This is a genomic window from Lyngbya sp. CCAP 1446/10, from assembly GCF_026130175.1.
In the GTDB taxonomy this organism is placed as follows: Bacteria; Cyanobacteriota; Cyanobacteriia; order Cyanobacteriales; family Microcoleaceae; genus Microcoleus.
Genome location: NZ_JAIGNI010000001.1, coordinates 211,619 through 233,370, shown reverse-complemented (window position 1 = coordinate 233,370; position 21,752 = coordinate 211,619). Strand labels below are relative to the sequence as shown.

The following is a 21,752-nucleotide window of genomic DNA, read 5'->3' as shown; positions in this document are numbered from 1 at the left end:
GTTCGACTTGCATGTGTTAAGCAGACCGCCAGCGTTCATCCTGAGCCAGGATCAAACTCTCCGTGTTGGATTGTTTTTTTTGGCTGAGAGTCAAGTTATTTGAGTTTCACATAAATGTTCACTCTTTCCCTTGACTTTTTTCTCGTTGTTTGTGATATTAAGTATTAGCGATGCTTTTACTCTCTATCTTTGATTTTTTTGACGAGGTTAATAGTGCTTTAAGCTTTCAAACTATTCTTTTTTCTAGGTTCAGTTCTGTGCCTTAAGTCCGCGGTGTGAACCGCCTTCTCTCTGGCGCTTTATTAATATACTTATTTCGCAAGGGGTTGTCAAGCTTTTTGGGAAACTATTTTTGAGTTTTTTTTTGAAGCTTGCAGTGTCAGGGTTTTACCTGCTCAGGCTGGTTCAAAACTCCGCTCGCCCACTCTGCTTTATGGTTGGGGGCTGCTTTTTGACCTGGAAAGTCGGTTTTGATCGGCGGTTGGTCATGAAGGGTAGGTAGAATTCTCGGTAGTGCCCTAAAGGTAAGGATGGTTGAAATTCCTTGGCAGTCTGGAGTTCATTGATTTACTACCGTGTAGAAAGATCCAAGTATCTGCTCAGGACAGGGTTCAAAGTGCTGATTATTTCGTTCATGTCTTGGCTTTGTAGCTGCAAATACATTAAAAAAGCCAGGATACTTCAGGTCTGTAAGGTTGGCTCCAAGCTCTGAAAGCCTTACATGAAAAGAGCTATGTCCATCCTTACCTAAATAGGACTACCGAATTCTCCAGAGGTGAAAGATCTTGGGACTTACTCAGAGATCAGGCTTTTGTTAGGGTGTGAGGCCCGATCGCCCGCTTCACCATCACACCACCGGGTAGTTGCTGCATCTCACTCATATATATAAGTAGTGTCTCCATTCCTTCGACTTGACTGACCGAGAGTGGGGTATGCCCTAAAGCCGATCGCCCGCGTGCAAGTGCTGTGATACAGAAATTGATTACAACCACTATCAGCCGTTAAGACTCGATCCTCTGCTGCAAGCTTCGCTAACGCAAGTTAGTCTCCTCAACATCTATATCTAAAAAGTGTAAATAACTCTCGGACTCAGTATTCGCAGCAATCACCAAACCAGTTTTCCCCCAAGGGGCGATCGCCCGAGGTGAGGCAGGGCCACTAAAATTCCCTACTTGAATGCCTTGACTGTTTAATACTGCTATCTGCCCCTCAACATCTGCCAACACCCATCCCCAATTTGTTACACAAGCAGACACGGGTAAACTTGTCATGGGAATTCGCGCTAGCTTGAGCGGCCACAATTTCATGGACAACACGGCGGCTTTACCATTTTGGGGAATTCCCATCAACGTATAAGGCTCAGGTGTCAAGAGCATTTGTCTGATACAGGCAGATAATTTTACGGAACCGACTGATGTGCCACGGCGAGTGTAAACCCTAAAAATAGTTTGGGGATTTTTAGGTTCGTTGTCAGGCCAAATTGCTAAAACGTGTCGTCGATCCAAGAATGTTAATTCTGGTAAATAGTGTTCGGGTAGTGGCACAGTAGCGATCGGCTTCAAGACTTTTTCTCGATCGCCCGCATTACTATTGCCAACTAAAGCATAAAAACGCAGCTCGCCGGGAACAGCTACTGTCAACCAGCGACCGTGAGAATCAATAGCAGCTTTAAAAGCATCTGCACCTTGCCTTAAACCCATATCCAGTAGGCACTGAGGCTCAAGAGAGCGATCGTCGTTTAGCCAGTAAAGTTTTTGCTGAGTGAGAATGAAGCAGCCCTGGGAAGCAGGTAAAATGCCACGCACGATTTCCGGCATTAATATAGAAGTCGGCATTTCTTCTGTAACTAGCTGTTGTCCCGGCTGACACCAAACCTTCACCTCTTTACCTACAGCAGCGTAGAGATACTTTTCCGTGGCAATTAAAGCAGTCAGCGGTGCAGGAAGTATCAGCGGCTTTGGCTGCGAAACCCAATACCGCACAGTCCGAAGTAAATTAATAGCCGGTTGTGATGATTTTTCCTCTTCGACTTCGCTCGCAGAGTCAGTGTCCGACTTCAGACTTTTAGCGCCGCGGGTTGCGGGATTTTCCCAAGGGACAATGCAGTCGCCCAATTGCCTGACAGCGGGGTCGTACATGATTAGCCGCAAAGCTTGAGCCATTTGGGAAGCACTGGCAAAACGGCGGGCCGGCAGCTTTTCCAAGGACTTTTTGACTATTGCTTGCAAAGGTTCGGGGATGGCATCGGGAAGTTGCAAGCGTTGATTCAGGTGCGCCCACCTCAAGTCTCCGGGGGCTCCACCGAAAGGACGGTAGCCCATTAGTAACTCAAATAGTAGAATTCCCACTGCATATATATCTGACATGGGGGAATAAAGACCGTAAAACCGCTCTGGGGCCATGTAAGCGGGGGAACCTACGGTAGCGTCGGGAGAAATTTCTTGGTGGAGGCGAGTTGTACCGATTTCTGGTAGGCGGCGCGCGATACCAAAGTCAGACAGCCTGGGCGACCAACCTTTGGAGCCTAAAGTTAGGAGGATATTTTCGGGTTTGATGTCGCAGTGAACTACGCCTCGGCGGTGGGCGTAGTCTAAACCTGCTAAAAGTTCCATGACTAGCTGTAAACCTTCGAGCAGCCGCAAGGGGCGGTCTTGTTTGAGCAGGTTGCGGAGGGTTCCTCCTTCGCAGTAGTCCATAACCAAGTACCTGCCTGTAGCTGTGTGTTCGAGAGCTCGGCAGGTGACAATGTTGGGGTGTTGCAAGGTGATCAGAAACCACAACTCTCGCAAGAATTCGCTAGTTGGGGCTTTTTGATGGCTGAGTTCTTTGAGAGCAACCAGTTGGCTGGTAAGCCGGGAATCTTTGGCGGGAGTTTCTCGAACACTGGCACAAAAGACTCGGCCAAATTGCCCTTGTCCGACTAGCCCTAAAATGCGGTATTTAGAATGTTGCATCGGTCTAATTATAGAAAAAGCTTGAGCTAGTATTAAAATATGTAAAGAATTCTGACAAAAATTCAAATTTTTGAATCGATCGCCAGGTACTGCTATATTATCTCAGGTTCATTCTCCGTCGGCTAAGATCGATCGCTCTCGTAGCATCTACTAAAATCTTTGAGTTTCGCCGGGGAGTATAAATCTTGTCAGATTCGGGTGCCTGATCTGGAACTGCCTGTGGCTGCTATTTTAGTCGATCGCGAGTATTACAGTTTTTTCAAGGCCGTCCAAGAACCATCTAAGGTTTTAGCTTGTTCTCGGCTAAGCTGAGGAATAGGGGCGACTCAACAGCAATTACTACAACAGAAGCGCGGTTATGCAATATGGGTTTTAGAGCCGGAAGCCCATAATGTCGTCAAGCCATCTTCACCTTTTTGAGTGTTAGCCAATTTTTTTTGGCTTTGAATATGTCGATCGTACTTGCTAAATAGTCAATTTGACAGGATGAAAAATCAATATGGTTAAAATTATTAGACTAGATCCAATTGCCGAAGAAATGGCAGTGGAAACCCGATCGAATATCCTGTCTGCCTTACTTTCCAAAGACTTAGACGTTCTCAAGGAATGCGGGGGGCGTGGAATGTGTGCTACCTGCCACGTTTACATTAAAGAGGGCATGGAAGGCTTGTCTGACATGAACCGCCGGGAAAAGAGGACGCTGGAAGTCATTACTACAGCTAAAGCCAATTCGCGACTTGCTTGTCAGGCCCAAATTATGGGCGAGGGTGTAGTTGTACAGATACCTGCGGGGATGTACATTAATGCTATCGAAAACGTGGAAGCTCTGATCGGCCGCCGGGCCCAGCAAGATTTGCTGCACCCAATTACCGGTCAAGTAGTTGTGGAATCGGGAAAGTTGATTACTCGTTCGATCGTTACACAGCTTAATGAAACCCGCTTCCAAGTAGGACAGTATTTAGTTCGGACTAAAGAAGCTTAAAACTGATATGTTTGTATTTTAGTAGTAGAGAAAAACCTATGTTGAGCCAACTTGCGCGTTTAAGCATGGAAGCAGATGGACGCTACGCGACCGCTGAAGAACTGGTATTTTTGAAAGACTATTTTCAGTCTTTGAATCACCGAATGAGTGCTTATAAAAAAATTCAAGCCTCTGAAAAAGAAATTATGCGACTGGTGGAAGCACAAATGCAGTCTATCGACCCTAGTTTATTTCGCCGGGGGTCTCAAGATGTGACTGAAAAGTGCCGTGGAGATATTCTGCGGGTGTTGAGGCATTCGGCGGCAGCACTGTTGATTAATGATACTGAACGGTTGCGCGATCGGCTGCTGCTTTGGTTGCAAACTATTTTAGGCGCTGTTCAAGTTCGCAATAGTGCGACAGTGACCTACGATGTGATGAAAAAGGTACTCAAACAATATCTCACTGCTGAAGAAGTCAGCCTATTTTTTCCGATTCTGGACATGAACCGCACTTTACTCGGCAAATAATCAAGGTACTGGTATCGCCTTAACCGCGATAGATTTTGCCGTTAGGAAGAATAGCTCCAATAAAGTTCGCTCCCCTCAAATCCGCCTCACTCAGAATGGCTCCCCGGAGGTTGGCTCCTGTCAAGTCAGCTTTCCGCAAGTTGGCTTTACTCAGGTTAGCTTTGCTCAAGTCAATTTCATGCAGGCAAGAATTAGAAAGGTCGGCACTGATCAGGTAAGCTAGGCTCAAGTTGGCTTTGCTGAGGTTTGCCCCGCTCAAGTTAGCTTCCATCAGATAAGCACCGCTGAAGTTGGCTTCGTTCAACAATGCGTCTGCCATATTGATTCCAGTTAAAAGTTTGCGGCTCAAGTCTACACCGCCCAGATCTGCCCCACTGAGGTTGATACCGCTTAAGTGGGAGCCATTCAAAGTAATCTTTCTCAGGTAGGTTTTGCTCAGGTCTGCTTTGCACAAATTGGCTCTGTCCAAGCAAGCTTCGCTGAGGTCTGATTCGCTTAAACACGCACCGTTTAAATAGGCTTGAGTGAGGTTAGTTCTCCTAAGATTGGCTTTTAACAGGTTGGCTTTGCTGAGGTTAGCACGGGTTAAGTTGGCTCCGGCTAGGTTTGCTTTGGACAATTGGGCTCCGGTAAGCTGTGCTTCGCTCAAGTCTGCCTCTTTGAGACTCGCTTGACTCAAGTCTGCATCTTTGAAGTTGGCCCCGTTGAGATTGGCTTTAATCAAATAGGCTTTACTGAGATTTGCCTTGCTGAAAACGGCTTTGGTGAGGTTTGCTGCGCTCATATCTGCACCCATGAGATTGGCTCCGGCGAGGTTGGCGCCGGTGAGGTTTGCCCAATTCATGTGAGTTCCGGCGAGGTTGGCGCCGCTGAGATTGGCGCCGCTGAGATTGGCGCCGCTGAGACTTGCGGCGATGAGGTTGGCGCCGGTGAGATTGGCTCCGGTGAGGTTGGCTTTGCTGAGGTTGGCTCGGCTCAGATGGGCTTTGGTGAGGTCGGCTTGACTGAGGTTGACACCGATTAAGTAGGGTCTGTGCTGGTGTTCGTTGAGGTTGGCTAAACGTAGAGTTGGGGTATCGTTGGAACGGTATAAATCGATCGGACTCAACACAATGCCGCGCAGGTTTGCTTGTCTAAAATCTCTTTCGCCGGCTGCATATCTATTTAGAAGTTCATTGGCATCCATTAAGTTCGACCAAAAAATTTGAGGTTGTGGTTGCTTTTGAATTTTTATGAGTTTATTGGGGACTTTATAAATCGTCTAGCTGGGAGTTATAATTAGGGGGTTTTTAAATAGCTAAAACCAGTTTTTTAAATTTGGTAGTTTTTTGATAATTTAACTCTCAGCTTTGATGATATGGTGGATAAAATCGTTGCCGAAAAATCGAGATAACAGCTATTATCAACCAACTAATAGCTGTAAAAAAAAAATCAATTTTTTTGGCAAAGCTGACTGATAATAGCTTCGTGAGCTTGTCCTTCTTCGACCATAGAATCTGCTGGTTGGAGGCGATCGCGCAACCCTAAAATAAAGCGGTTGCAGTCCGATCCCAAGGATTCACAGGAGGTTTGTAGGCAGTGGAGTTCTCGACCTGTAAGCTGACTAAAGAAGGAACTTAAGATGCCTGCTTCTAGAAAACAGGCTGGTCGCTTCGACTTGGGAGCTGTTTTAGCAAAAAGAGAGTTGGCAATCTTTACTATTAAAAATCCCTGTTCGGAATGGCTGGGATCAAGTTCAAATGTTCCCCATCCGTGAGTTTTCCAGCACTGTTGCAAGGACTGAATAAATTCTACCATTTCCATTTCGGAAACTGGCTGATTATAGTATTCGCTGACTTCTTCGCAAAAACGCACGTAGAAGTTTTTCCCCCACCAGCGGCCGCAGTTAAATAGCACGAGGCGGGAAGCTTGACCTGTTTCTTTTTCTAAGCCGATATAAATGGCTTTAATTAGTGTTTCTGGGAGTGCAATGAGCCGATCGCCCCGGCGGTTTTCGAGCAGGCCAAGTTCGAGGTCGCCTCGGACGTAGGCATCGCTGGCAAAGTAGTTTCCAGGAAGTCGGGGCTGTTTGAGTAAGTCGGAAATATTAATCATCGGGAATTGGGAATTGGGAATTGGGAATTGGGAATTGGGAATTTGTCTACTCTTTATTACCTGCGTCAATAATCATTGACTGTGCTTGGTCAAAAAATGGTTGCAATATGGCTCGTGCTTGCTCGGAAAGCAGTTCTTTCAAGCGAGTTTGCAGCAAATTGCAAACAGTTGCTTCGATTTTTTGAGTTTGGTGGGCTGCGACTATGCCGGGAACCCAGTCGAGGAGTCGCTGTTCGAGAAAAACTCCATCGTTCAGCAGCATGGCCATAGCGCAGTACCGCAAGACTAAGAGCCAATGTTTGAGCGATCGTTCTAAGGTTTCTTGTTGTTCGTCGGGGAATTTTTCTTGTAGCTTGTTGGCTACTGGTTGGAAGATGCTTGCTTCCTTCTCTCGCAAAAATTCGTAAATTTTTAAGCGCTGGGCTAGGATTGCAGCTTGACGCTTAAAAGCTATGAGTTCTTCGCCTTTTAGAAAGCGGGTTTCTGCCTGATCCAGCAGGGCCTCAATCTCAGGGTGCATGATTTTTCTTAAGTGGTAATCGGTAATTGATCAAAGGAAGGAAGCAGGAAGAAGGAAGAAGGAAGAAGGAAGAATGAGGGATTGCCCTATTTTTTGTTTTCCATTTTCCACACAGATTAAAAGAGGTCGAATAGGTCGTCAATGGTGATTTCTGCGGGTTCGGAAATATAAATTACTGGCAAGGGTGGCGGTAGCGGCAGGGCGCCCACTTCGGGAATTCCTTCCCAAGAAATAGCTTGAAAAAAGTCTGCTACCGATCGGGTTAAAGTCATGACTTGACCAGAAGTCGAGCCATTTTGGGTTTCTAAAGGTTTTCCCAGCCAATTGTAGTGACTAAAGAAGTCTTGGACAGATTTGTCCAACCATGAAGTTTGACTTTTCATCTTTCTTCCTGCCTGGAGAGGCTCACCATCACTGTACATCGCGAAATTGGTGAGAGAAAGGCAGGGCAGGGGATATGCCTTTCCGGGTTGTTTACCGCAATATTTCACCGTGTTCGAGTCGATTTTGAATATCGCGGGCGTTGGCACCTTCGTTGAGCCAGAATGCTGCTGCATCAATTTTATCTGGGTTGCCGAGGAGGAATTTACAATAGGTTTCTCCCATTGAATAACATTGGAGTTCTATGCAACTGAGAGGCTTTTTGACTAGAGATCCGAAGAAACCGGCAAATAAACCGGCGTAAATGTGACAAACTGGTTTGCCTACGTCGCCCAAAGTGCGAGCAACTGCTGAGTCAAAGACGTTGATGAAGATGCAGCCGTTTTTGCGATCGCTCATGTCAACTTCCCAGCGACCCCAACCTTGAGCCGTGAAAGGCCACCACCAAGTTTCTAGCAGAAACATCAGATTCGACTGGCGAATGTTCTGGCCGAATTCGGCGCTAAACCATTTTTGAAAAAATTCGGAATCTTGCAGCCCCCACTGGCAACCAATAGTATACATGATTACAGAGGAAGCCGGGCCTACTTCTTCTTCGAGTCCTTCTACCAAACCGATGATGAAGTCTTCGCTGGTAAAAATGTTGCGCGACTCGTTCCAATCGTTAAGTGTACCAAGCTCGCGATCGAAGACAAAAAAATCCTGAAACCTATAGTGGCTGTGAGTTTTAGGATGCTTTTGCTTCAGTAGGGATTCGCTGTGGGTGGAGATTTTTTTTTGAGCTGTAGAGACCATTTAGCGGGTTACTCCTTTTTGGTGTAATTGCTGAAAAATAGGGTCAAATAGAAGAAATAGATTTACCTGTGTATCCAATTTAACGTTATTTTTCTGAATGCAGGCACAGGGAATAAATTTTTACTGCAATATTATTAAGATGTGAAAATTTTAGGATGCTGAATTTAGGCGCGTGTTGGGACTTCTGCCTTTGGACAATTGCTATCTGACGCTTGGAGGCGAAAGTCGGTATAAGGTTAAACGGCGATGTGTTATCGTTTTGTGCAAGTTGTTCACTATATATAGGGCATATGGGGATGAAACATCACGCTTGTATTGCGATCGGCATCAATCAATATCAGTTACTCCAGCCTTTGAGTTATGCGCAAGAGGATGCAGAGGCACTTTACGGTTTTTTGACTGAGGAGGCTGGTTTTGCGCCGGATGGATGTCTGTTGATGACGGATAACTCGCCGTCGCTGTGGGGTCAATCTACGTATCCGAATCGGGAAAATATTCTGAGGTTGACGGAAAGTCTGTGCGCGGAACATCTACAACAGGGAGATTTACTCTGGTGTTTTTTTAGCGGCTACGGTGTCAGCTATGAAGGCAAGGATTATTTGATGCCGGTTGATGGTGATCCGGCTGATATTCAGGGTACGGGAATTCCGGTAGAGTTGCTGTTGAATACTCTGAAAAATGCTCCTACGGAAACGGTTTTGGTGCTGGTTGATATGAACCGCAGCCAGATTGTGAAGGCGGGGGAAACGATCGGCACTCAAACGGCAGAGCTGGCGCGGGAGCTGGAAATCCCGACGGTGCTTTCTTGCCGCCCGAATCAAGTTTCGCGGGAAACTTCTGCTTTGCGTCAAGGATTTTTTACGACGGCGCTTTTAGAGGGGTTGCGATCGGGACAGTGTACCACGCTTAAGGGTTTAGACCGTTTTTTGACCGATCGACTCCCGGAGCTATGCGATCACCATTTGCGTCCGAAACAAGAACCTTTGATGGTGGTGAATCCTCCAGGAAAGGCTCATTTGGTGATTTTGCCGGATGCTCTTGGAGTGGCGACTGCTGTGTTGGCAGGACGCAACGGCAATATGGCGGTTGCTATGGCTGATGGGATCGATCGCCCGCAAATGGCGACGGCTACGGCTCAAATTGAGATGCCGGAGGCTACTCGCAACGCGATTGATGGGCCGGTTGAGATGCCAGCGGTATCGAAGCAGCCGAATACTGTGGTTCGCGCAGGTGGGGGGGGCGATCGACCGAATTTGCAAAAGCCCGATGATACGGATAACGGGGGGTCGGACAAGTCATTTTTACAGCAGCTAATTTTGTGGAGTGGAGCTACGGCTTTGGTGCTGCTGTTGGGTGTTTTTTTGACAAACAAATCAATTTTTATTGGTCAGCAGGAAGGAGATCCTCGATCGACTACTGAGAATTCCCAAAACCCCGGCCCTCCAAAAGCTGCTGGTGGTGGAGTGGCGCAGAACCAACCGCGTGCGGTGCAAGCAGCGACTGATAGCAAGCAACCTCCGTCGAGCCAGCAGGTGTGGGCTGAGGCGAAAACTTTCCTCAAGGATGGTTCGGCTTCTAGTTTTAATCGAGCGGTGGTTAAGGCTCGAACGATTCCGCCTAGCGATCCGCTCTACCCGCAGGCTCAGCAGGATATTGAGCGCTGGAGTTTGGTGATTTTGGATATTGCTAACGGGCGGGCTGCTCGGGGCAATTTCTCCGGGGCGATCGGCGCGGCTAAATTGATGCCTGATGTGAATCAAGCGGTTTACAATCAGTCGAAACAGGCGATCGCTCAGTGGGAGGAGCTATCCAAAGAGCAGGATGTCAATGTTGCTTTGCTATTGGCGGCTGCGAGCCAAATTAAGCGGGGGGCTGCCTCTTCTTACAGTAAAGGAATCCAGCAAGCGAATAAAATTCAACCCGGTCAGCCAAAGCATGAAGAAGCTCAGCAGTTGATTGGAGAGTGGAGCGAAGCTATTCTCAAAATTGCTCAGTTGCGTGCCTCTCAAGGAAAGCTGAAAGATGCAGTTGAAACTGCTTCACTGGTGCCGTCAGATACCAAGAGTTATGAGCCTGCTCAAAAGGCGATCGCCAATTGGAAAACTAAGCTGCAACGCCAGAAAAAAGGTTGATTTAGTTAATAATTTCCCGGTTTCCCACCGGGAAATTATCTTAGCTAGGAGCCCAGATAGGTCTAGCAATCGATACCTCTTGACACTGCAAGAAGACACCGATACATCGATCGTATTAAATAAACCATAATATAATCGACTATTTCCCCTCCGACGACCCAGCGAGAGGGGATTTTCTATGCTGTCGGGTCGATGCGTTTTGGGAGGGTAAAACATATCCTAGAGGCGGTTTTATTAATATCTTTCATGTACGACCTAGATCGACCCGCCACACCAAAGTTAAAAACCTCCTGATTCTTTCACTAATTGGTATTTTATCACTTCAGATCAACCAGTTAATTATACTGGATATCAACTAATTTAGTGAATTGCATAATCGGCGATATATAACTGCTATCAAGCATTAACTGCGAAGCTCAAATCGGCACTTTCAAGCTTGATGGTACGGGTATTGACGTGTTGATTTGTTTGATCAAATTTTTGGGCTGTTAGGAGCGAGTGACGGATGGAAAACTGTGAAAAATTGTGCTGCTTTTAAATTATTAGAATTAATCGCTTTGTTATAAATTATACAAAATGAGCCGTACCTGGCAATTCTAGTCGGCGTGCGATCGCCTCTAATGAATTCAGAAAACAAATTCACCGCTACAGAGAGTAAAATGTCTGGATTCGCAAGCTGCGAGTCTTCGTTGGCGCGGACATCATAAAGCTGCCTTAATTAACACAAATCAGGGATTTGCAAGAAAAGCAAAAAATATATCATCAAGAAACAAGAATAAAAACTTGCTCGCTTATTGTAGCCACCGTAACAATACGTATGCCTGAAGTTATAGTCCACAGCGAAGCAGGTGGCGGGATCTAAATCAATAGGGTGATGTGGTAGTGTCTGGGTGTTAAGAGGAGTGCTCCAAGAGGAATATTCGGCGATCGATCTCTTCCTAATCGGGGAGGCTGAAACCTACGAAGGCAAGGATCTGGAGACTGTGCTGATTTTTTTGAACCCCGGAGAGTAGCGTTAGCACTAAACTCTGCATTATTGTAGGATTCGAGCCAAATTTGTAACAGTTCTTAACTATGAATAATTCTGTCAAAACTGCTAGTATAGTGACACTTTTGCTAGCAAAAACAGATAAAGTAAATAAAGTTGGCTAGCTCTAGAGGCCCCGATCCCCATCCAGGGGATGTTGAATCAATTGGATTCGTACCAAGTGGTTTTAGAGTTACAATTGGAAGCAAAGCATCGCTATTTAACTGAGTTCTTTAGTTACTTTTACTTTCTGCTATGAACGTGGATTTTATCAAAGCCCAAGTCAGGTTGCTACAGGGTGCAAGTTCATCGGAGCGAGAAACCCTTATTAAAAACATCGGCGTCTGTGCTGGCGTGATCAGACCCGGAGAGTACGTGACTCCACAACGGAAGTACGCCATCACTCTCTGGCTGCAAACAAATGCGGTGCGGCTCCGGCTTCCCCAACTTCCTATGGATTTATCGGGCCACAAGCCTTCACACGGAAGTAATTAAGGGGCAGCGACGGCATCACATAAAGGAGTCAATCTTGCCTAAAGGTGCTTTTTTATTGAGCTGTACAGCGTCAATGAGACACGATTCAGATTGAAAAAATGTTTGTAGGGAGAGTTGGGCCCGAAAAAATGCCTGGGGATCAGAAGTGGCCGACCACTTTGGTAGAAACAGGAAGTGAACGTCAAACCTGCTCTAAAAGTAGATTTGAGTAAGTTTTACAGAACGGGATTATTGTCCACTAAAACCTGGGTTATTTGCTTTTAGATTTGAGATTCAAGATTGAGTTCGTGCTGGATAAATTTGCTATTTGTGGATCGGCTGAAAAATCAACCCTATCCAATAGATATAACTAATTACATGGGCAGTCGTGAGACTGCCTTTACTTTTGAGTTCGGAGGCACAAGTGCTGTAAGTTACAAGAAACGCATCTACTTGCAGACAGAGTTTAGAGTTCTCATATATTTGTCAAGAAAAATACTGTGCCGAAAAAACAAAAATTTCCTTATTTAGTTGGTTCCCGATGGACTTCTCACCAAAAAACTTGGGGGTGGCGGCACTTTCAAGTAGTCAACAGAAAAAACGAAGGTCAATGGGTATTTGCGGAAATGGTGGCGGCTTGCGATCCCAATGTCCGTTTCTGGCTGAACGCCAAACAGCTCAAAGATCGATCGCTCTGGCAAGCTGGATGGCAGTCTACACAAGAATTAGAGGAATTAGAAGTGGTAGAGTAAAAGATAGCGCTTTGGGGTAGAGTAAGGTAGAGATTGGTAATCGGTCATAGCAAGAAGGTAAAGTAATGAACAAAAAAGTTGTGTTCTTGGTGTGTTTGCTAATTAGTGCTGGATTGGGCGGTGCAGTTGACGGAAAGTCGATCGCAATTCCAGTTTGCTCTAGCAACAATATTCTGTCTGCCGATATTCCACCTCCCGCAGTGGACTTGTCGAGACTAATCCTGACTTTACAAGACTTGCCCGTAGGTTTTGCAGAGATTCCACCGGCGACGGTTCAAAAACTGTCCAGCGGTCTCCAGACATTGAAACCAGCAAGCGTGTTTGCTTATAACAAGAGCGACGACCAGCACTTTCAAATAATCATAGGATTTACCAAAGATCTGACCAACCTGATCGATCGAACTCAATTTGATGCAGCAATGCGTGAAGATATTTTTGCAAAAGAATTCTCGAAAGGTTTAAATAGTAGTGGCAACAAGGAAGTTAACTTTACTAATCTTACTGCTTTAACCTTAGAAGAAAAGATTGGCGAGGTATCGCGTGGTTGGACAAATCAAGGACAAATACAAGGTGTAACCATGAATGTCGAAATCGCGGTATTTCGGCGGGGTAAAATAGGAAGTTATCTGATAATTATGTATCTCGACGGCAGCAAACCGCCTGTAACGATTAGCGAAGCCGCAAGCAAACTTGACAAACGCATAATAGAATTGCAACCCGACTTAGCTAAACCACAATAAGTGGGTGCTGCAAGCGGTAAAAAAATCAGCCTTCTACCTGCTGATGACACTCAGATTAGTTACATTAACAAAACTCGTGCACAAATAGCATAAAAACCAGGTTTTTATGCTATTTGTACCGATGACTGTTACCAGAAAATTTAATCGATCGCACCTGTTTCTGCATCCAGAGATGATATCATGTCTGTTGAATTGCCCGCAATCACATTTTGTCGCTTAGTGGGGGCGGGTTTATAGATATTTTAGATGTGAATTAGAGATTGTTTGCGAACCCGCCCCAACAAGTATTATGTTAATTGACCCGACACGCTCTGACTGAGAATAAAAAGCCTGATTACAATAAATGATACCGAAATACCTATGAATGCCGCTGTTTCCCTGCAAAACGCCTGCAAAATCTACAATAAAATTCCCGTTGTCAATGACCTTTCGTTCACAATTGAAGCCGGAGAAATGTTCGGTCTCCTGGGCCCCAACGGTGCTGGCAAATCGACGACTATTCGGATGCTGACTACCCTGACTAAACCCAGCAGCGGTCAAATTCAGGTAGCTGGATATGACGTGATGCGCCAAAGTTTGCAAGTTAAACAGTCCATCGGGGTTGTCCTGCAACAAACCAGCGTGGATAATGAGCTTTCTGTCTGGGAAAATATGGAGTTTCACGGGCGGATGCACCACATCCCAAATCCGAAACGGCAACAGTTGATTAAACAGTGGTTGGGATATGTAGAATTAGCGGAAAGGCGAGATGATTTAGTAAAAACTTTGTCGGGCGGAATGAAGCGGAGGTTGCAAATTGCCCGATCGCTTTTGCATGAACCGGAAATCTTATTTTTGGATGAACCGACTGTAGGGTTAGATCCGCAAACCCGACGGCGATTGTGGGAAATTATTCTAGATTTGAATAAGCAGGGAATGACTATGCTGTTGACTACGCATTATATGGATGAAGTGGAGTATTTGTGCGATCGCATCGGGATTATGGATGGCGGTAAGTTAATTAAACTGGGAACGTTGGCGCAACTGCGGCAGGAACACGGTCAAGGGTTGGTGATGAAGCAAATTGGCGATCGCTGGGAATACAAGTTTTTCCCGACTCTGGAAGAGGCTAATTTTTATCTGGATGCGAAAGATGATAAGACTGGTATGATGGTTCGTCCTTCTAATTTAGAGGATATTTTTGTAGAACTGACTGGCCGACAGTTGGATTGATTAATGGCCGACAATAGACTCGGCGATTGAAATCGCTAAGTAGTCGTGCAAAATTAATTACACAATATTTCGCGTGAAAGCCTTACCTAGCAAGGAGTCTTTATGTAATTAATTTTGTGTAGTTACTTACTACACAAACTTTCGTACGCCTCCGCGGACTAGGAAACAGAGCAGGATTTGGTATAAATCGTTCCGACTTATTTTCTAGATAACTAAATCCTGATTCCTGCAACGTCTCAATTCCCAATTACTAATTCCTAAATGACTCGCTTAGCCACAACAATAGAAGCCATACTTTACTTAAAAGGTCAGCCGGTGTCGCTTGCAGAGATTGCTGAGATTGCCAAGTGCGATCGATCTGAAGCCGAAGACGCCATCATCGAACTCATGTCTGACTCTTCCCACCGCGACAGTGCGTTAGAAGTTGTTGAAACGCCGACGGGATACAGCCTGCAACTCAGAGACGAGTTTGCCAGTTTAATGCAAACTTTAATACCTCCAGAATTAGGTGTTGGGGCTTTGCGGACGCTGGCGGCGATCGCCCTGAAAGGTGGCATCACGCAGCCAGATTTAGTGAATTTGCGGGGGTCTGGGGCTTACCAACAGGTGCAGGAACTGGTAGAAATGGGTTTCGTGCGGAAACGGAAGCCAACGGATGGGCGATCGTATTGGTTACAAGTTACCGAAAAATTTCATCGGTATTTTCAAGTAGACCAACTACCCAAACAACTGCAACTTGACTTTCAGGCAAATTTGGGCCCAAGCAATGACGATTGACACTCCGGGCGCGTGAACGCACAAGGATTCTTAGATCTTAGACCGGACTTAAATCAAGAACATTGCTGCACATGACCCAGAGATCCAATCTCCCTAAGCGTTTACGATCTCAAAGATCGAAGTTCCGACGTGCCCCGTCGTACTTATCCCGCGATTGAGGATATTAATTGCGGCATTACGATCTCTGTCCATCTCACACCCACACTGACAAGTATGAGTTCGAGTGGATAGAGATTTCTTAACCACAACACCACAACTGCTGCATTCTTGGGTTGTGTAAGCTGGATTCACCGCAATGGTAATCCGACAGAACACTTTTCCAAAATATTCTAAGAACATTCTGAACTGATACCAAGAAGCATCGCTAATCGATTTGGCTAAGCAGTGATTTTTGATCATGTTAGACACTCTCAAATTTTCGTAAACTACTACATCGTTTGATGTGATTACGCACCTTGCTAGCTTGACAGCATGGTCTTTACGTTGTCTACTTATTTTGAGGTGTCGCTTACCTAAAATCACTCTAGCTTTACGGCGATTCAAACCACCTTTTACTTTCCGGCTTACAAGACGTTGAGAGCGTTTTAACCCTGCTTCACCTCTACGCAGAAATCTAGGGTTGGGAACCATTTCGCCATTTGAATCAGTGTAAAACTCTTTAAGTCCCACATCTAATCCAATCGTTTTGCCTGTCATGGTCGCGAGTTCTACTCGGTCTACTCGGATACAAAACTGGACGTAATATCCATCGGCTCGTTTAATTAGTCGAATTCGTTTGATTTGGTCTGGCTGATAGAAATTAAGATCGCGAGTGCCTTTTAGCTTCAGCTTGCCAATGCCGCACTTATCTGTAAAAGTGATTGATTTCCTATCTTCCGCAAGCTTCCAAGAATTAGTTTTATATTCAACGGATCGACAGTCTTTTTGGAATTTGGGGAAGCCAACTTTCTTTCCTTTGATACCCTTTTTGATATTTTCGTAAAATCGGGAAATACTAGCCCATGCTCTCTCCGCACTTGCCTGTCGAGCCATTGCACCTAACTTGTTCGCAAAGTCAAATTCTTTGGCCCAAATCGCACAATACTTAGAAAGATCGAACCAAGATTTTGCACCACCATCCATCCACAGCCGGATTGATTTATTGCGAATGAATTGACAAATTCTAATCGCTTCATCGATCGACTGAAACTGATTTGGTTTTGCGTAAGCCTTGAATTCGAGAACAAGCATTTTTCTATTCCTCCTGTTCCTACAATAGCAGACTCGTCATAGGAATACTCAACGATCTGTCAGAATTCGGAGAAAGTCCCCCTAGAAGGGGGAGGCTCGCGTCCCCATTTCTTTGGTAGAATGTAGCCAGCCAGAAATTAAGAATCGCCAAATGGTTTTTCACCCTGACTTTGACCATGACAATGCCCAACAAACCGCAGTCAACCCACTTCTGAAGTACCTCCAACACCAATCTCCGGAGGTTCTAGCCCGCATCGCCAAGTCCGCCAGCCCTGAAATCAAAGAAATTATCTCTCATAACGTTCAAGGACTTGTCGGCGTCTTGCCTTCGGACAATTTTAACGTCGAAATTACCACTGACCGCGAAAACTTAGCAGGTTTGCTAGCTTCAGCGATGATGACAGGCTATTTTCTGAGGCAAATGGAGCAGAGGATGCAGCTAGAAGAAAATTTAGCAAGCACGAGTTCGATTCAACCAAACTCTCCCAAAGAAAAGTAAAAATATCAACGGGTTGGGTAAGCGAGAAAGATGAAAATTGTTGAAAAAATAAACATTCCTGGACAGACAGGGAATTAAGAAACCGGGTTTTTAATCCTATATACCTCGCGATACACGGAGGATTTTGGTGGAAAAACCCGGTTTCTGCCTATCTAGACTATCGAGCATCAGATTCATCTTTCATCCTCCACCGTGGCAACTAACCACCTGCGGGGCTACCCGATAGGGGAAAAGCACCGGGACGTACTTTAATTTTCTGAACTTGACCCAAACGGTTAATTTCCACTTCGAGTTCTTTGCCTACAGATGTGTTTTCCACCCGTTCTTGCACGTCTCCTGGAGTGTTGACCGCAATTTCGTCAACTTTTTGGATGACATCTCCGGCGCGCAAGTCGGCTTTTTGAGCAGGGGAATTTTCCACGACTCGGATCACGGCTACGCCTTGATCGATCGTAATTTTATTATCGAGTTGTTTGTTGACTTCTGCCTTGGTGGCGGGAGTCAAGGCGATCATTTGAATGCCGAGATAGGGATGTTCGGCTTTTCCTTTGGCGAATAACTGATCGGAAACTCGTTTGGCAGTTTCGATCGGAATTGCAAATCCCAAGCCCTGAGCGTCGGCGCGAATGGCGGTATTGATGCCAATTACTTCGCCTTGATCGTTGAGTAGCGGGCCGCCCGAATTGCCGGGGTTGATGGCGGCGTCGGTTTGGATGAAGCGGACTCGCTTATCGGGGATGCCGACTTGGGAACTGGTTCTACCGGTGGCGCTAATAATGCCGACAGTCACGGTATTGTCGAGACCTAAAGGATTCCCGATCGCGATTGCCCACTGTCCCGGTACAATGTTATCCGATCGACCGATAGTAACCTGCGGCAGTTCCTTGCCATTAATTTTCACAACAGCGACATCCGTCAGCGGATCGACTCCCTGCACCTTACCCTCAAACTCGCGGCCGTCTTTGAGCGTCACCTTAACAGTATCCGTCCCGGAGACAACATGAGCATTGGTCACGATGCGGCCATCAGCAGTGAGAATAAACCCCGAACCCGTACCGCGCTTGACTCGTTCTTCCGGCTGTGGCAAATTGTCCCCAAAAAACCTGCGAAACAAAGGATTTTTGAAAGCTTCGGGCACTTGATTCGGTACCTTGGTTGATGCGTCAATCCGCACGACAGCGGGGCCGACTTTTTCGGCTGCTTCCGCAATAAAATTGGGATTGGTGCGATCGACTGGGCGATTTTCCTGAACTGGAGGAGACGCATAGGGCGGGATTTGCTGGCGCACCACGGGCAAAACCAATCCGGTTTCCAGATTGTTTGATCCTTGTAGATAGCGATTCCCCAACCATCCGATGCCTCCGCCAATAGATAGCAAAGTCACATAAAGGGTTATTTCCTTAAAAGATAAATTCATATTTAACAACTCCCGTTGAATACCTCATCCCCGCAGAAACCTTTGGCATCAAGCATTTTTGTCTTGGCCACAGGTTAAGGAAGCGGGGCGGGGCTTACCGCTTCCTCAAGAACATAGCTGTTAACAGACAAGTGCTGATGTGCCCAACAAGCAAAAATTGCTTGATTTTCAAACAGCCAAGAAAACCAATAATTCTTATCGTAACTTGGCTCGGCCTGGGATTTGCGGTATCGGGTGCGACTAAAGCTTTCAAATACGCACTTTCACCAGGCGAAAAAATTGTCAATTCTCCGAAATGAATACTTTTTTCCGTGCATAATGACTTTTAAACGCTTATTTTTGGTCATTTGTGCGATCCTAAAGGTCGATCGCCCCGCCCAGCAAACGGCGGCAAATCTTCCTGCCGATGCGCCTTTAGAAAACCCCGATCCGAGTCGCGATTGCCTGGGGCCGGCTTTGGCTCGATCGCATCGCCACACTAAAAAAACCTAGGAACAACCTACGGGCAAGGAACATAAACCTTAACATTAGGGGTGGTTATGCCTTTTTTTTGCATACTTAAAGACTACATCAGCGCAAAATGAGCCCAAACCGTTAACTGGTTAATTAAGTGAGATTCCTAAATGGCGTAGCCATAAGGGTTGGAAAGCTAAGCCCGTGGCGAGATTTGAACTCGCGACTTCCTCCTTACCAAGGAGGTACTCTACCCCTGAGTTACACGGGCATAAAATATTAAAAATCTTAAACTAAAATGTTTAACTTTTAATTTTCAACTTTTAAATTTTATGTGAATTGTGGTGGGCCGGGCTGGATTTGAACCAGCGTAGGCGTAGCCAGCGGATTTACAGTCCGCCCCCATTAACCGCTCGGGCACCGACCCATTTGTACCCACAGTTAAACACCTTAGCACCTTCATCTTGATTTTGCAACATTACATTTAAAACTCTAATCATTCAAGGCTGAACACATAAGCCGAAGTCTAGCAAACAGGAAAATTAAACTTTCCAGGGCTAACGCACTGCGACTGAAGAAACGGGGTTTTTAACCGAATCTGAGGGTTTTAATGACTATTTTGGTAAAAACCAGGTTTGTTGCCATCTGTGCATCCACGAATACTTTAGACTTCTTGGATCAATATTTGATTAATAGATCAACCGCAGATGTCAGGCAGATAAACGGAGATAAACGCAGATAATTTCCAGAATTAAAAGCGAATAGGTACGAAGTGCACCAAGTCTAGGCTAAACGGAAATTCCTAATTCAATAATTCGCCGGTTTCTTGCAGGGAGTGCAGGCGGCGGTAAATGCCTTTTTGGTTCAAGAGTTCGTCGTGGCTGCCAACTTCGACGATTTTACCGCCGTCTAGTACGACGATCGCATTGGCTTCGCGAATTGTACTCAGTCGGTGGGCGATAATTATGGTGGTACGTGTACCCAAAATATTCTGCATGGCTAGCTGGATCGATCGCTCTGACTCATAATCCAAACTAGAAGTAGCTTCGTCAAAGATTAACACGTCCGGCTCCACCAACAGCGCCCTGGCAATTCCCAACCGCTGCCGCTGACCGCCGGACAACCGCATTCCCCGCTCCCCGACAACGGTATAGTAACCTTGGGGCAACAAGCTGACAAACTCGTCTACTCTGGCGATGCGACAAGCTTCTTCAACTTGCGCGAAAGTTGCTTTTGGATTGCCGTATTTCAAATTTTCCAGCAGAGCACCGTTAAAAACGTCTACTTCTTGGTGCACAATGGCTAAACGTTTGCGGTAGCCAGTCACGTCTAAGCTGGAAATGTCCTCTCCGTCGATCAGAATGCGGCCGGAGTTGAGCTCGAAATACCGAAACAGCAATTTAACTAATGTTGATTTCCCGGAACCCGATCGCCCGACTAATGCTACTGTTTGATACGGATGGATCAACAAATTTACATCCTGGAAAACCGGCTTTTGGCGATCGTACCCAAATGTCAGTCCGCAAAACTCAATTTTCCCACTAAATCTATAGGGCGAAGCGGATACAGCATTTTCTGTTGCTAAATTGGCTGCATCTACACCGTCTGGCAATTGCATAAACTCGTGAAACCGGATCATTGAAGAATACCGGCGGGCCAATAATTCGGCGATAATGCTAATCGGACGCAGTTGGGAATACGCCATGCTTGCTAAGGTGTAAACCGTAACAAAGTATCCCAGAGATATCTGGCCTGCGACTGTTGCTGCTAGGCTAAAACCTAGAACTGAAAACAGGCAAATCTGCACGATCGTCTGCTGGTAGGTTCCCAGAGTGACGTATCCTTTGTGAATGCGATTAATTACAACTTTCAATTCGCGATCGAGTCTGGTTGTTTGCTTTTTGAGTTCCTCTGTTTCAGTGGCAAAAGCTTTGACTGTTTTGATGTTGGTGATAATTTCCGAGTTGTGACTTTCGGTATCTTCGATGTATTCATCCAGTATTTCTTCCCGCGCAGTCACCCATTGAAGACTTTTGAGGGTGAAACTGAGGATGAATATGAAGGAAACTAAAATTAATAAGCCGATGCGCCATTCTATTAACCAGATAACTACAAAGATCCCGATTAAGCGAACGACTTCCGGGATGAATTCAGCGGCAATTTCTGGGTATGTCCAAGTATGGTTGGCGATGCCTTTGGCGATGCGGCTGGCAATCCGTCCGGCGTTGTTTTCGTCGTAGAATTCTAGGGGTAAGGTGAGAATTTTGCCGATCGCTCCTCTCATCTGATCCCGTCGCGCTGTCAATGGTACTACCCAGTGGAACCAATTTCCCACCCAAGGCTGTATGGGTGCTTTGGCGACTGTTACCAAAAAAATCAAGCCCAGCAAGACGGATAAGGATAATATTTTACTTGCTGGCTGCTGGGTAAGTGAGCCGATCGCTGCGATCGATTTTTGGGTTACTGTATCTGTAGGTTGACCCGACAATACGTTTAATAATTGACCGATCGCGTAGGGTACAGCTAAATCGGCGATCGCAAACAAGCTGGATGCACCGATGCTCAACAGCGACATTTTCGAGTAGCGGCTGTAGTATTTGAGGATGTCCCGAAAGCTTGCCATAATTCTTTTTGAGATACAACCCTTGCAAACACTTGAGTTTTATAACTGCGCGCTCCTGGCGTTTTGATTACAAGTGTACTACAAAAAAGGTGGATCGGGGATATCTCTGGGGCTCGCAGTAGAGAAGTCTAGCTCGCTTTTGAGTGCGATCGAATGAAGCAGATTTATTGCCCGCGATCAT

The 21,752-nt window shown here is 45.9% G+C and carries 18 protein-coding genes, 2 tRNA genes and 1 rRNA gene; 9 read left to right on the top strand and 12 right to left on the bottom strand.

Translation table 11 applies throughout. The features are described from left to right. Positions 1-67, bottom strand: a 16S ribosomal RNA gene (locus K4039_RS01155); the annotation flags it as partial. Positions 68-1,031: 964 nt separating this feature from the next. Further along, entirely contained in the window at positions 1,032-2,954 is a 1,923-nt protein-coding gene (locus K4039_RS01150) for a serine/threonine-protein kinase (protein WP_265233272.1), read from the bottom strand. A 499-nt stretch (positions 2,955-3,453) separates the two neighbouring features. On the opposite strand from K4039_RS01150, the gene K4039_RS01145 reads away from it, so the two are divergent. Both K4039_RS01145 and K4039_RS01140 read left to right on the top strand, forming a co-directional pair. Continuing rightward, the gene (locus K4039_RS01145; protein WP_265233271.1) at positions 3,454-3,936 is read left to right on the top strand and encodes a 2Fe-2S iron-sulfur cluster-binding protein; all 483 of its coding nucleotides are present in this window, start codon (positions 3,454-3,456) and stop codon (positions 3,934-3,936) included. A gap of 38 nt (positions 3,937-3,974) precedes the next feature. Continuing rightward, complete coding sequence (locus K4039_RS01140) at positions 3,975-4,445, top strand: phycobilisome protein (RefSeq protein ID WP_265233270.1); 471 nt, start codon at positions 3,975-3,977, stop codon at positions 4,443-4,445. Between the two features lie 19 nt (positions 4,446-4,464). Here the strand turns inward: K4039_RS01140 and K4039_RS01135 are convergent, their stop codons facing one another. From K4039_RS01135 to K4039_RS01115, 5 genes are all read right to left on the bottom strand, one after another. Next, positions 4,465-5,631: a pentapeptide repeat-containing protein gene (locus K4039_RS01135; protein WP_265233269.1), complete on the bottom strand. Its 1,167-nt coding sequence runs from the start codon at positions 5,629-5,631 to the stop codon at positions 4,465-4,467. Positions 5,632-5,876: 245 nt separating this feature from the next. Beyond that, positions 5,877-6,539, bottom strand: coding sequence for a V4R domain-containing protein (locus K4039_RS01130; RefSeq protein WP_265233268.1), 663 nt, complete (start codon positions 6,537-6,539; stop codon positions 5,877-5,879). Between the two features lie 46 nt (positions 6,540-6,585). Beyond that, positions 6,586-7,059 carry a phycobilisome protein gene (locus K4039_RS01125; protein ID WP_265233267.1) on the bottom strand — a complete coding sequence of 158 codons (474 nt, stop codon included), beginning with the start codon at positions 7,057-7,059 and terminating at the stop codon, positions 6,586-6,588. A 116-nt stretch (positions 7,060-7,175) separates the two neighbouring features. Beyond that, positions 7,176-7,442 carry a hypothetical protein gene (locus tag K4039_RS01120; protein ID WP_265233266.1) on the bottom strand — a complete coding sequence of 89 codons (267 nt, stop codon included), beginning with the start codon at positions 7,440-7,442 and terminating at the stop codon, positions 7,176-7,178. 91 nt (positions 7,443-7,533) lie between these two features. Beyond that, positions 7,534-8,235, bottom strand: coding sequence for a V4R domain-containing protein (locus K4039_RS01115; protein WP_265233265.1), 702 nt, complete (start codon positions 8,233-8,235; stop codon positions 7,534-7,536). A gap of 296 nt (positions 8,236-8,531) precedes the next feature. Between K4039_RS01115 and K4039_RS01110 the strand changes: the two genes are divergently transcribed. From K4039_RS01110 to scpB, 5 genes are all read left to right on the top strand, one after another. Beyond that, the gene (locus K4039_RS01110; protein WP_265233264.1) at positions 8,532-10,367 is read left to right on the top strand and encodes a caspase family protein; all 1,836 of its coding nucleotides are present in this window, start codon (positions 8,532-8,534) and stop codon (positions 10,365-10,367) included. A gap of 2,001 nt (positions 10,368-12,368) precedes the next feature. Next, positions 12,369-12,620, top strand: a complete 252-nt coding sequence (locus tag K4039_RS01105; protein ID WP_265233263.1) for a TIGR02450 family Trp-rich protein — start codon at positions 12,369-12,371, stop codon at positions 12,618-12,620. A gap of 65 nt (positions 12,621-12,685) precedes the next feature. After that, positions 12,686-13,360, top strand: coding sequence for a hypothetical protein (locus tag K4039_RS01100; protein ID WP_265233262.1), 675 nt, complete (start codon positions 12,686-12,688; stop codon positions 13,358-13,360). 360 nt (positions 13,361-13,720) lie between these two features. Next, positions 13,721-14,572 (top strand): ABC transporter ATP-binding protein, encoded by an 852-nt coding sequence (locus K4039_RS01095; protein WP_265233261.1) that lies wholly within the window; start codon positions 13,721-13,723, stop codon positions 14,570-14,572. Positions 14,573-14,833: 261 nt separating this feature from the next. Next, entirely contained in the window at positions 14,834-15,349 is a 516-nt protein-coding gene (gene scpB / locus K4039_RS01090) for an SMC-Scp complex subunit ScpB (protein WP_265233260.1), read from the top strand. A 93-nt stretch (positions 15,350-15,442) separates the two neighbouring features. Here the strand turns inward: scpB and K4039_RS01085 are convergent, their stop codons facing one another. After that, positions 15,443-16,579, bottom strand: coding sequence for a transposase (locus tag K4039_RS01085; protein WP_265233259.1), 1,137 nt, complete (start codon positions 16,577-16,579; stop codon positions 15,443-15,445). Positions 16,580-16,730: 151 nt separating this feature from the next. Between K4039_RS01085 and K4039_RS01080 the strand changes: the two genes are divergently transcribed. After that, complete coding sequence (locus K4039_RS01080) at positions 16,731-17,078, top strand: DUF760 domain-containing protein (protein ID WP_265233257.1); 348 nt, start codon at positions 16,731-16,733, stop codon at positions 17,076-17,078. Positions 17,079-17,277: 199 nt separating this feature from the next. On the opposite strand, the gene K4039_RS01075 is transcribed toward K4039_RS01080, so the two are convergent. Then, on the bottom strand, positions 17,278-18,495 hold the full coding sequence (locus K4039_RS01075) for an HhoA/HhoB/HtrA family serine endopeptidase (protein ID WP_265233256.1): 1,218 nt from the start codon (positions 18,493-18,495) through the stop codon (positions 17,278-17,280). Positions 18,496-18,813: 318 nt separating this feature from the next. Here K4039_RS01075 and K4039_RS01070 point away from each other — a divergent pair, with 318 nt between their 5' ends. Next, positions 18,814-18,987, top strand: a complete 174-nt coding sequence (locus K4039_RS01070) for a hypothetical protein (RefSeq protein WP_265233255.1) — start codon at positions 18,814-18,816, stop codon at positions 18,985-18,987. Between the two features lie 160 nt (positions 18,988-19,147). Here the strand turns inward: K4039_RS01070 and K4039_RS01065 are convergent. The 3 genes from K4039_RS01065 to K4039_RS01055 form a co-directional block, all read right to left on the bottom strand. Further along, positions 19,148-19,219: transfer RNA gene (locus tag K4039_RS01065), tRNA-Thr, on the bottom strand. Between the two features lie 71 nt (positions 19,220-19,290). Next, positions 19,291-19,375: transfer RNA gene (locus K4039_RS01060), tRNA-Tyr, on the bottom strand. Between the two features lie 375 nt (positions 19,376-19,750). Next, a complete protein-coding gene (locus tag K4039_RS01055; protein ID WP_265233254.1) occupies positions 19,751-21,571 on the bottom strand; it encodes an ABC transporter ATP-binding protein in 1,821 nt (606 codons plus the stop codon). Positions 21,572-21,752: the final 181 nt, after the last annotated feature.

Excerpts from the sequence above, each read along its gene's own strand:
- K4039_RS01140 (WP_265233270.1), top strand. The coding sequence starts at position 3,975 with ATGTTGAGCCAACTTGCGCGTTTAAGCATGGAAGCAGATGGACGCTAC.
- K4039_RS01055 (WP_265233254.1), bottom strand. The coding sequence starts at position 21,571 with ATGGCAAGCTTTCGGGACATCCTCAAATACTACAGCCGCTACTCGAAA.
- K4039_RS01100 (WP_265233262.1), top strand. The coding sequence starts at position 12,686 with ATGAACAAAAAAGTTGTGTTCTTGGTGTGTTTGCTAATTAGTGCTGGA.
- K4039_RS01145 (WP_265233271.1), top strand. The coding sequence starts at position 3,454 with ATGGTTAAAATTATTAGACTAGATCCAATTGCCGAAGAAATGGCAGTG.
- K4039_RS01080 (WP_265233257.1), top strand. The coding sequence starts at position 16,731 with ATGGTTTTTCACCCTGACTTTGACCATGACAATGCCCAACAAACCGCA.
- K4039_RS01075 (WP_265233256.1), bottom strand. The coding sequence starts at position 18,495 with ATGAATTTATCTTTTAAGGAAATAACCCTTTATGTGACTTTGCTATCT.
- K4039_RS01135 (WP_265233269.1), bottom strand. The coding sequence starts at position 5,631 with ATGGATGCCAATGAACTTCTAAATAGATATGCAGCCGGCGAAAGAGAT.
- K4039_RS01110 (WP_265233264.1), top strand. The coding sequence starts at position 8,532 with ATGAAACATCACGCTTGTATTGCGATCGGCATCAATCAATATCAGTTA.
- K4039_RS01115 (WP_265233265.1), bottom strand. The coding sequence starts at position 8,235 with ATGGTCTCTACAGCTCAAAAAAAAATCTCCACCCACAGCGAATCCCTA.
- K4039_RS01130 (WP_265233268.1), bottom strand. The coding sequence starts at position 6,539 with ATGATTAATATTTCCGACTTACTCAAACAGCCCCGACTTCCTGGAAAC.
- K4039_RS01070 (WP_265233255.1), top strand. The coding sequence starts at position 18,814 with ATGACTTTTAAACGCTTATTTTTGGTCATTTGTGCGATCCTAAAGGTC.
- scpB (WP_265233260.1), top strand. The coding sequence starts at position 14,834 with ATGACTCGCTTAGCCACAACAATAGAAGCCATACTTTACTTAAAAGGT.
- K4039_RS01120 (WP_265233266.1), bottom strand. The coding sequence starts at position 7,442 with ATGAAAAGTCAAACTTCATGGTTGGACAAATCTGTCCAAGACTTCTTT.
- K4039_RS01095 (WP_265233261.1), top strand. The coding sequence starts at position 13,721 with ATGAATGCCGCTGTTTCCCTGCAAAACGCCTGCAAAATCTACAATAAA.
- K4039_RS01150 (WP_265233272.1), bottom strand. The coding sequence starts at position 2,954 with ATGCAACATTCTAAATACCGCATTTTAGGGCTAGTCGGACAAGGGCAA.
- K4039_RS01085 (WP_265233259.1), bottom strand. The coding sequence starts at position 16,579 with ATGCTTGTTCTCGAATTCAAGGCTTACGCAAAACCAAATCAGTTTCAG.
- K4039_RS01125 (WP_265233267.1), bottom strand. The coding sequence starts at position 7,059 with ATGCACCCTGAGATTGAGGCCCTGCTGGATCAGGCAGAAACCCGCTTT.